Source organism: Campylobacter sp. CH246 (genome assembly GCF_004378835.1).
GTDB lineage: Bacteria > Campylobacterota > Campylobacteria > Campylobacterales > Campylobacteraceae > Campylobacter_D > Campylobacter_D jejuni.
Genome location: NZ_RYYA01000014.1, coordinates 1 through 9,156, shown reverse-complemented (window position 1 = coordinate 9,156; position 9,156 = coordinate 1). Strand labels below are relative to the sequence as shown.

The 9,156-nt window shown below is 25.8% G+C and carries 10 protein-coding genes and 1 pseudogene; all 11 read left to right on the top strand.

Going from position 1 to position 9,156, the window contains the following annotated elements; all coding sequences use genetic code 11:
• On the top strand, positions 1-589 hold a 589-nt coding region (locus ELQ06_RS08420; RefSeq protein WP_208335034.1), incomplete at its 5' end, for a hypothetical protein.
• A complete protein-coding gene (locus tag ELQ06_RS08415) occupies positions 582-1,220 on the top strand; it encodes an HAD family phosphatase (RefSeq protein ID WP_052798066.1) in 639 nt (212 codons plus the stop codon). The genes ELQ06_RS08420 and ELQ06_RS08415, both read left to right, overlap by 8 nt.
• Positions 1,214-1,939, top strand: coding sequence for a glycosyltransferase family 2 protein (locus tag ELQ06_RS08410; protein WP_052798067.1), 726 nt, complete (start codon positions 1,214-1,216; stop codon positions 1,937-1,939). Before ELQ06_RS08415 ends, ELQ06_RS08410 begins: the two co-directional genes overlap by 7 nt.
• A complete protein-coding gene (locus ELQ06_RS08405; protein WP_052798068.1) occupies positions 1,932-2,267 on the top strand; it encodes a nuclear transport factor 2 family protein in 336 nt (111 codons plus the stop codon). Before ELQ06_RS08410 ends, ELQ06_RS08405 begins: the two co-directional genes overlap by 8 nt.
• Positions 2,268-2,269: 2 nt before the next feature.
• Positions 2,270-2,599 (top strand): hypothetical protein, encoded by a 330-nt coding sequence (locus ELQ06_RS08400; protein ID WP_002826454.1) that lies wholly within the window; start codon positions 2,270-2,272, stop codon positions 2,597-2,599.
• Positions 2,596-3,315: pseudogene (locus tag ELQ06_RS09000) on the top strand (glycosyltransferase family 2 protein); the annotation flags it as partial. The gene ELQ06_RS08400 and the pseudogene ELQ06_RS09000, both read left to right, overlap by 4 nt.
• On the top strand, positions 3,289-4,455 hold the full coding sequence (locus ELQ06_RS08810; RefSeq protein WP_234930376.1) for a methyltransferase domain-containing protein: 1,167 nt from the start codon (positions 3,289-3,291) through the stop codon (positions 4,453-4,455). The pseudogene ELQ06_RS09000 and the gene ELQ06_RS08810, both read left to right, overlap by 27 nt.
• Positions 4,449-6,368, top strand: a complete 1,920-nt coding sequence (locus tag ELQ06_RS08390; protein WP_052798070.1) for a hypothetical protein — start codon at positions 4,449-4,451, stop codon at positions 6,366-6,368. The genes ELQ06_RS08810 and ELQ06_RS08390 overlap by 7 nt, the downstream gene beginning before the upstream one ends.
• 39 nt (positions 6,369-6,407) lie before the next feature.
• On the top strand, positions 6,408-6,806 hold the full coding sequence (locus ELQ06_RS08385; protein WP_052798071.1) for a capsular biosynthesis protein: 399 nt from the start codon (positions 6,408-6,410) through the stop codon (positions 6,804-6,806).
• Positions 6,803-8,326, top strand: a complete 1,524-nt coding sequence (locus ELQ06_RS08380) for a hypothetical protein (protein ID WP_002903942.1) — start codon at positions 6,803-6,805, stop codon at positions 8,324-8,326. The genes ELQ06_RS08385 and ELQ06_RS08380 overlap by 4 nt, the downstream gene beginning before the upstream one ends.
• Positions 8,323-9,045 carry a glycosyltransferase family 2 protein gene (locus ELQ06_RS08375; RefSeq protein ID WP_002903944.1) on the top strand — a complete coding sequence of 241 codons (723 nt, stop codon included), beginning with the start codon at positions 8,323-8,325 and terminating at the stop codon, positions 9,043-9,045. Before ELQ06_RS08380 ends, ELQ06_RS08375 begins: the two co-directional genes overlap by 4 nt.
• Positions 9,046-9,156 lie beyond the last annotated feature (111 nt).

Below are 9,156 nucleotides of genomic sequence, written 5' to 3'. Positions count from 1 at the left end.
TTCTATTACTGCTTTTGATCGAAGTTTTCTTAATTCATACGGTCTTGAAACAGATTTAAGAGATGTGGTGGGGGGGGGTATAGTCGTATCACATGATATGGCAAGTGAAAATTGTTTAAAATTAGAAGATTTTTTTAAGCTTTATAAAAAGTATAACACAAATTTGCCTTTAGCTTTAAATATAAAGGCTGATGGTCTTCAAATTCCACTTAAGAAACTTATTCAAAAATATAAAATTACAAATTATTTTGTATTTGATATGTCAGTTCCTGATGCTTTGCTTTATATTGATTTGAATTTTAATGTCTTTACTAGACAAAGTGAATATGAAAAAGAGCCTAGTTTTTATGATAAAGCTTGTGGTATTTGGATGGATGAGTTTTATTCACATTGGATAGATAAAAATACCATAAAAAAGCATATTGATAACGGCAAATCAGTTGGTATAGTTTCTCCAGAGCTTCATAAAAGAGATTATAAGAAAGAATGGCAAGAATACAAACAAATAGAAAAAGAGTTACATATACAAGAACAATTAATGATTTGTACTGATTATCCTGATGAGGCAAGGAGATTCTTTAATGACTAAGATAAAAGCCATTATTTTCGATATGGATGGAGTTTTGATTGAAGCTAAAGATTGGCATTATGAAGCTTTAAATAGAGCTTTAAAACTTTTTGGCATGGAAATTACTAGATATGAGCACTTAACAACTTTTGATGGCTTGCCAACTAAGGATAAATTAAAAATGCTTTCATTGGAAAGAGGGTTGCCTAAATCACTACATTCTTTTATAAATGAATTAAAACAGCAATACACCATGGAAATAGTTTATAGTTTATGCAAACCTAGGTTCCATCATGAATATGCTTTATCAAAGCTAAAATTTGAAGGTTATAAAATGGCAGTTTGTTCTAATTCTATACACAATAGCATTAAAGTAATGATGAAAAAATCAGCTCTTGAAAATTATTTAGATTTTTATATTTCCAATGAAGATGTAAAAAAAGGAAAACCTGACCCTGAAATGTATATCAAAGCTATAGAAAGATTAAAGCTAAATCCTAAAGAATGCATGATAGTAGAAGATAATGAAAATGGTATAAAAGCAGCTAGGGCAAGTGGGGCTAATGTGATGATTGTAGATGAAGTTAGTGAAGTAAATTATGAAAATATTAAAAATCATATTTGTAAATTTGAAGAGGAATTGAAATGTTAAATATAGTGGTTCCTATTGCGGGTAAAAGTTATTTTTTTGATAATGAAAAAGACGGTTTTCCAAAGCCATTTATCGAAATTTGTGGAAAAACTATGTTAGAACATTTTGTTAAAAATTATGAAAATGTCAAGAATAAACGTTTTATTTTTATACTTAAAGAAGAAGATGTAAAGCGTTATCATTTAGATGATGCAATTAATGTTTTAACTAATAATCAAAGCAAAATTATCATTCTTAAAAATGAAACACAAGGTATGGTTTGTTCTGTTTTGATGGCTATTGATGAGATTAATTTAAATGATTCTTTGCTTATTGTTAATATGGATCAAATTTTTGAGTATGATTTAAATGAAGTTATTTCAGAATTATCTTTAAATGATGCGGGTGTTTTGAGTTTTGAGAGTGTTCATCCAAGATGGGCTTATGTAAAATGCGATGAAAATAATTTTGTTTTAGAAGCTTTTGAAAAAAAACCTGTAAGTAAAAATGCAATAGCGGGATTTTATTATTTTAATAAGGCTGATTTTTTTGTAAAATCAGCTTTTGATATGATTAAAAAAGATGTTAATTACGAAGGAAAATATTTTATTGCTTCAACATTAAATGAATTAATTTTACAAGATAAGAAAATTATAAATATTTCAATTGACAAAAATCGTTATTTTACTTTTTATTCTCATGCAAAAATTAATGAATATGAAAGGATTAAAAATGCTTAAAAAATTAACTGAAAAATATATCAGTGCTTTTAATAAAAAAGATATCAATGAAGTAGCAAATTTGTTAAATGAGAATTTTGTTTTAGAAGATCCGGTTGTAAAAAGAATAGAAGGCAAAGAAGAATGCTTAAAAGCTATTGAAAATATTTTTAAAAATTGTAATAAACTAAGCTTTAGTGCTAAAAATATTTTTCAAGATAAAAATATAACTTTTATAGAATTTATTTTAATACTTGATGATATCAGACTTGAAGGTGTGGATATTATAGAATGGCATGATAAAAAAATTGTTGAGTTACGTGCTTATTTGGATATTCCGAAAGGTTGATTGTGAAAAATTATAAATTAGATGAAATGATTCGTGGTTGGTTTGTAGGAAATTTCGATCCAAGTGTTTTTAAAACTAATGATGTGGAAGTTGGCGTGAAAGAATATAAAAAAGGTGATACTGAAGAAAAGCATCATCATAAAATCGCAACCGAAATTACTGTTATTATTAGTGGTAAAGTAAGAATGAATGATAAGATATATTCTAAAGGAGATATAGTAATGATTAATCCAGGTGAAGTCACAGATTTTGAAGCCTTAGAAGATGCAATAAATGTTGTCGTAAAACTTCCAGGGGCTAATAATGATAAATATTTGGGAGAATGTCAATGAATATAGTGATTCCTATGGCTGGACTTGGAAGTCGTTTTGCAAAGGCTGGTTTTGATAAACCAAAGCCTTTTGTGGATGTTTTGGGTAAGCCAATGGTAGTTAGAGTGCTTGAAAATTTAAGATATAAAGATGCAAGATATATTTTAATAGCAAGAAAAGAACATTTGATTAAAGAAAAAAAGCTAGTCGATGAAATCAAAAATAATTTTAATGTTGAATTTATAGCTATTGATAAGCTTACACAAGGAACAGCTTGTACTGTGCTTTATGCAAGAAAATATATTAATAATGATATGCCATTGATGATAGCAAATTCTGATCAGATTGTTGATATTAATATAGCTGATTTTATTAAGGATAGTTTCAAACGAGGTTTGGATGGTTCGATATTGACTTTTATTGATAAAGAAAAAAATTCAAAATGGTCGTTTGTAAGATTGAAAGGTGATTTAGTAGTAGAAGTTAAAGAAAAAGAAGCTATTAGCGAATTTGCTACAGTTGGGATTTATCTTTTTAATAAGGGAAAAATATTTGTTGAAAGTGCTATAGATATGATTATAGAAAATGATAGGGTTAATAATGAATTTTATACTTGTCCAGTGTATAATTATGCTATAAAAAATGGTGCTAAAATAGGTGTTTATAATATAGAGGATAAGCAAATGCATGGGATTGGAACACCTGAAGATTTGGAAAAATATAAAAAATATAAAGAAATTGATGAATTAAGTTTAATTACTAGAGATCAATGCCCTATTACATATAGTAAAAATATAGAAATAATTAATTCAAGACAATTTCCATTATTTTGTGGTTGTATTGAGCAAGATCAAAAAAAAGATATTATTTGCGAAGAACAATTTGCAGTTTGTCGGGATAGTGGTGTTTTATTTTTAAATAAATTAATTCCTTTGGATATCTTGTATAAAAATGGACATTATGCCGGTAATATTGGAAAAATATGGGATGAGCATCATAAAGAATTTGCAAAATTTATTTTTCAAATTAGACCAAAAAATATATTAGAAATTGGTGGTGGGCATGGAAAATTATCACAATTTTTTTTAGAAATGGATAATGTTAATTGGACTATAGTAGAACCAAATATTGAAAATAAGTTTGAAAATGTAAATTATATCGATGGATTTTTTAGTAAAGATATATGCAACAATAAACAGTATGATACAATTATACATTCTCATGTTCTTGAACATGTATATGATCCAAATGAATTTTTTTCTGAAATATCAAGTTTTTTAAATAACGATAAAGGATATATGATATTTTCAATACCTAATATGTCCAAGTGGCTAAAAAATAAATATAGCAATTGTTTATTTTTTGAACATACTATTTTATTAGATGAAAATGTAGTTGATTATATATTGGGAAATAATAATTTTACAATTATTGTCAAGAAATATTTTAAGGAACATTCCATATTTTATTTGGCAAAAAAAGATGTTCGATCTGTAAAAATTACTCTGGAAAATAAATACCTTGAAAATAAAGTAGATTTTGGGAATATGTTAAGGTTTTATAAAAATAAAGTTGAGTATATTAACTCTTACATTAAGCAAACTCCAAAGAAGGTTTATTTATTTGGAGCACATTTATTTAGTCAAAACTTAATATATAGTGGATTAGATACTTTAAAGATTGTTTGTATATTGGATAATGATCTAAATAAACAGAAAAAACGGCTTTATGGTACAAAATTTATAGTTCGCTCACCTAAAATTCTAATAAACGATAGCAATGCTTTAGTAATTTTAAATGCAGGTATTTATAATGATGAAATAGAGAAAGATATTATTGAAAATATAAATAATAAGATTGAGATTATAAAATGTTAAATAATGCAGATATTTTAGTTAAAAAAGCTATAGATAATTGGAGTTATGAGTTACTTGATAATTTTTTAAATAATGAAAATTTATCCGATGAGCATTTATTGTTGATGTATAAATTGGGGCGATATAATTTTTTTTTAGAAAATATTGATTACATTGATCGATTATCATCATTTTTAAATACTGATTCTAAAGATTTATATGATTTTATGCACACATGCTTAAAAGATAAAACTGTAAATGAAAATTTTTTACTTGGAAATTATAAAAATTCATATATGAGTTTTTTATCTTCCCATTTGGATGTTGTTGATTTCGGGGATTTTAATTTTTTTTTAAAAATTTTAAATGAAGTAAAAAAATCTCAAGATTTAATCTTGCAATCTTTTTTTTTAAAAAATTCAATAGATTTTTTTTATATTAATTCAAGTGACATTTTTTTTAAAGGTGGAATTTATTTTATCATGCTAGAAATCATATATAATAATTTCTTAAATACCTTAGGTGGAAGACTGTATTATGATAAATTAAGATTTATTGCAGGAAGATACTTTATATCAAAAAAATCTTATTCAGGAAGTAGGATAGCTTTATGTTTAAATGGGCAGCTAAGACCTGGTTGGCGTGATAGTATTAAAGCGTTAATTGATTCTTTCTCTCATCTTGGCAATATTGATGTTTTTATATATTCTTGGGATGTGGAAAGTTTGTGGCCAGGTTCTGGTGGAAATGGTGCGGGATGGATTAGAAGATTTTTTTACCCTATGCTTAATGAATGCCCTCGTGAACTTATAATGTCTAATATCGATTTTTCTGAAAAATTTCCAAATGTTTTTGGTGTAATTTCAAGAGAATTTAATAAAAAAATTTTTATCAAAGATGTACTAGTTTTAGATAATAAAATAAAAAAAGTGATTTTGGAATCGTATTCTAAAGTTGTTAATCGTTTGGGAGAATTAAAAAATGATTCTAAAATATATTATGGAATTTACCAAGTGTATAAGGCAATGGAAGAATATGAAAAGCAAAACAATTTTAAATATGATTTTATTGTGCGTATTAGACCTGATTATATCATAGAAAAGAATGATATAAAAATTGAAGACTTGCATTTATTAGAGTTAAATGATATTTATGATGCAAGGTATTTTTGTGGTCTAGATGGAAGTTTGCAAATAGGTAGAAGAAGTGCAATGGAAATTTATATGAAAACTTGGGTATATGCTAAAGAAAATAAAGAAAATCCTTATTTTAATACATATCTTAAACATTTCCCTCAAACTTGCATGAGTCCAGGAAATGGATTTTTATCGCATTATGTTTTAAGTCAATGGACAGATTTTTTAAAATTAAAAGTGGTAAAGATGAATATAAAATTTTCACATCTAAATCATTTTTTATTTGATAATATAAGTTTTCCAGATGTAAAGAATGAATTAAATAAAGATATTTGGCATATTAAAAAAAATAAGATATTTAATGAAGTTCAGATTGGTAAAATTATTGATTTTTTTGATTTGATTGCTAAAAAATATCAAATTATTTCTAAAAATCGCAACAATTTGGTAAAAATAAAAATACAAAATCACTTAGCATATAAATTAGGTCAAGCTATGATAGATAATTCAAAAAGTATATTGGGGTATATAAAAATGCCTTTTGTTTTATTCTATATACGATATAAGCATCAAAAAGAACTTCAAAGAAGAAAAACAAATCCAGAGTTAGTTTTACCTCCTTTGGAAGATTGTTCTGATTATGAAGAGGCTTTAAAAATTAAGAATTATTTTTCATACAAATTAGGTGAAGCTTTAATACAAGCAAGTAAAAATTGGTATAAAGGTGGGTATGTTAAATTTTTGTTTTTTGATTTGTTTGCTTTGAATCAAAATAAAATAAAATCAAAAAAGAAATAATTAAGAAATTTGAATAAAAATTTATGTTATGCTTATTCAATGAAAACATTACTTATTGATTTAGATGGAACTTTAACAATTGATGAAGAACATGTTGATTATATTGATAAAAAACCAAATATTATTTTAATCAAAACTTTAAAAGAGTATAAAAAACAAGGCTTTAAAATCAATATTTTTACAAGTCGTAACATGCGTACATTTGATGGTGATCTTGAAAAAATTAAATTTCATACCTTACCTACAATTACTACTTGGCTTCAAAAATATGATGTGCCGTATGATGAGATAATCATAGGTAAACCTTGGTGTGGGTATGATGGATTTTATGTTGATGATAAAGCCATTCGTCCGTCTGAATTTATAAGTTTAAATTATGAGCAAATTAAAGAGCTTTTAAGAAAAGAAAACCCTCATAAAGATGGTGGTAATAAATGATACTCATAACTTCTGCAAAATATTCATCTTCTGATTTTACTTTAGAATTTGGAAAAATTCCTCCATCTTTTTTACCGCTTGGTAATAAAAGATTGTATGAATATCAAATAGAGCTTTTTAAAAATTGCAATCAAAAAGTTTTTTTATCTTTACCCAGCGATTTTAAGTTAAGTAAATTTGATGAGAAAAAATTAAAAGAACTTAATGTTGAAATTTTATTTGTGCCAAATAATTTATCTTTAGGTGAATCTGTGGTTTACTGTTTAAATGTTTGTTGTGCTTTTGATGAAAAACTTTATATTTTACACGGGGATACTTTTTTCAAAGAACTTGTATTCAAAGAAAACTCTTTACAGGTTGCAAAAGTTAAGGAAAATTACGATTGGGCTTATTTGGATAATGAATTTCATACACCGTTAAAAACAATAGAAGATGATTTGATTTTAGCAGGAGCTTATGGTTTTTCTCATCCTCAGTTTTTGATAAAATGTATAGTTGAAAGTAGTTATTCTTTCGTGGATGGTATGAAAGCTTATTCTAAAGCTTATACTTTTGATATTATAAAAAATGATACTTGGCTTGATTTTGGTTTTATAACAAGTTATTTCCACTCTAAAAAAGCTGTAAGCACGCAAAGAAATTTTAACAATATAGATATTTCAAATGGCTATATAAAAAAGTCTTCTTCTTGGCAAGAAAAAATAAAAGCAGAGATTAATTGGTTTGATAATTTGCCTAAAGAACTATTTATCTATACCCCTAAAGTTATAACTTATGAGGATAGTTATGAAATAGAATATCTTTGCAATAATACTTTAGCAGAATTATATGTTTTTGGAAAATTACCTAATTATGTTTGGAAAAGAATTTTTAAGTCTTTAAAAGAATTTTTAGATAAGTTGCATTCTTTTAAAAGCAATGATAAAGATATAAATTTTAATTGCAAGGAAAAAACTTTAAAAAGATTGCAAGAATTTAGCATGCAAAGCGGAATTGATTTGCACAAAAATATTGTTATCAATTCAAAATCTTATCCAAGTATTTTGACTTTAGTAGATAAGCTTGATTTTTATATGAACGATATTGATGAATTTTCATTAATACATGGAGATTTTTGTTTTTCAAATATTATGTATGATTTTAGAGCTGGTGCCATAAAAACCTTTGATCCAAGAGGGTTTGATTTTAATGGAAAAATTACCCCTTATGGAGATAAAAAATATGATTTTGCAAAATTAGTTCATTCTGTTTTTGGGCTTTATGATTTTATTATTGCGGGATTTTTTGAGTGTAAAGTTAATAGCGATAATATAGAGTTTTTTATAGAAGAAGATGTAAATATTTTGGATATCCAAAAAGAATTTTTAGATGTGTTTGATATAGATGATAATATTAAAGCTTTGACTTTACATTTGTTTTTATCTATGTTACCTTTGCATAATGATTTTAAAGAAAAACAAATGGCTTTTTTGTCAAATACTTTTATGCTTTATGATACATTTTTTAAGGAGAGCAAATGATTATAATCTTTCCTATGGCAGGACTAAGTAGTCGTTTTGCAAAGGCAGGCTATGATAAACCTAAATATATGCTTGATTTAAAGGGAAATAGTGTGTTTTTTCACGCTGTAAATAGTTTTAAAAAATATTTTAAAAATTTTAAATTTATTTTTGTGTATAGAGATATTGAGAATACTAGCAATTTTATAAAAGAAGAATGTAAAAAACTAGGAATAAAATCTTACGAAAGTGTAAGATTAGAACAAGAAACTTTAGGTCAAGCTCATACGGTAAGACTTGGATTAGAAAGGGCAAATATTAAAGATGATGAGAGTATTTTAATTTTTAACATTGATACCTTTAGGCCAAATTTTTCTTTACCTACTACCTTGGATTTTTGTAACATTGATGGCTATTTAGAGGTATTTGAGGCAGATGGAGAGCAATGGAGTTTTGTTTTAGCTGATGAAAATGACAATGTGATTAAAACTGCTGAGAAAGAAAGAATTTCAAGTCTTTGTAGTAGTGGACTTTATTATTTTAAAAAAACAAAAGATTTTAAAGAAATTTTTGATAGAATGAAAACTGAAAATGATTTTAGCAAGGGAGAATTATATATAGCTCCTATGTATAATTATCTTATAAAAAAAGGCTTAATTATAAAATATCACATAATTTCATTAGATGAAATTATATTTTGCGGAACGCCTGATGAGTATGAAATATTAATTTCAATATAAAATTAACATTTTACCATTTTGACTTTATTTAAAGAGGATGCCCCTTATGCATAAACCAAACTCAGCTATAGAAAGAATAAAAAATCATTTAGCTTATAAATTAGGCAAAGT

What these genes read in the sequence shown, in the direction of transcription:
- ELQ06_RS08415 (WP_052798066.1), top strand. Translation starts at nt 582, where the DNA reads ATGACTAAGATAAAAGCCATTATTTTCGATATGGATGGAGTTTTGATT.
- ELQ06_RS08410 (WP_052798067.1), top strand. Translation starts at nt 1,214, where the DNA reads ATGTTAAATATAGTGGTTCCTATTGCGGGTAAAAGTTATTTTTTTGAT.
- ELQ06_RS08405 (WP_052798068.1), top strand. Translation starts at nt 1,932, where the DNA reads ATGCTTAAAAAATTAACTGAAAAATATATCAGTGCTTTTAATAAAAAA.
- ELQ06_RS08390 (WP_052798070.1), top strand. Translation starts at nt 4,449, where the DNA reads ATGTTAAATAATGCAGATATTTTAGTTAAAAAAGCTATAGATAATTGG.
- ELQ06_RS08385 (WP_052798071.1), top strand. Translation starts at nt 6,408, where the DNA reads ATGAAAACATTACTTATTGATTTAGATGGAACTTTAACAATTGATGAA.
- ELQ06_RS08380 (WP_002903942.1), top strand. Translation starts at nt 6,803, where the DNA reads ATGATACTCATAACTTCTGCAAAATATTCATCTTCTGATTTTACTTTA.
- ELQ06_RS08375 (WP_002903944.1), top strand. Translation starts at nt 8,323, where the DNA reads ATGATTATAATCTTTCCTATGGCAGGACTAAGTAGTCGTTTTGCAAAG.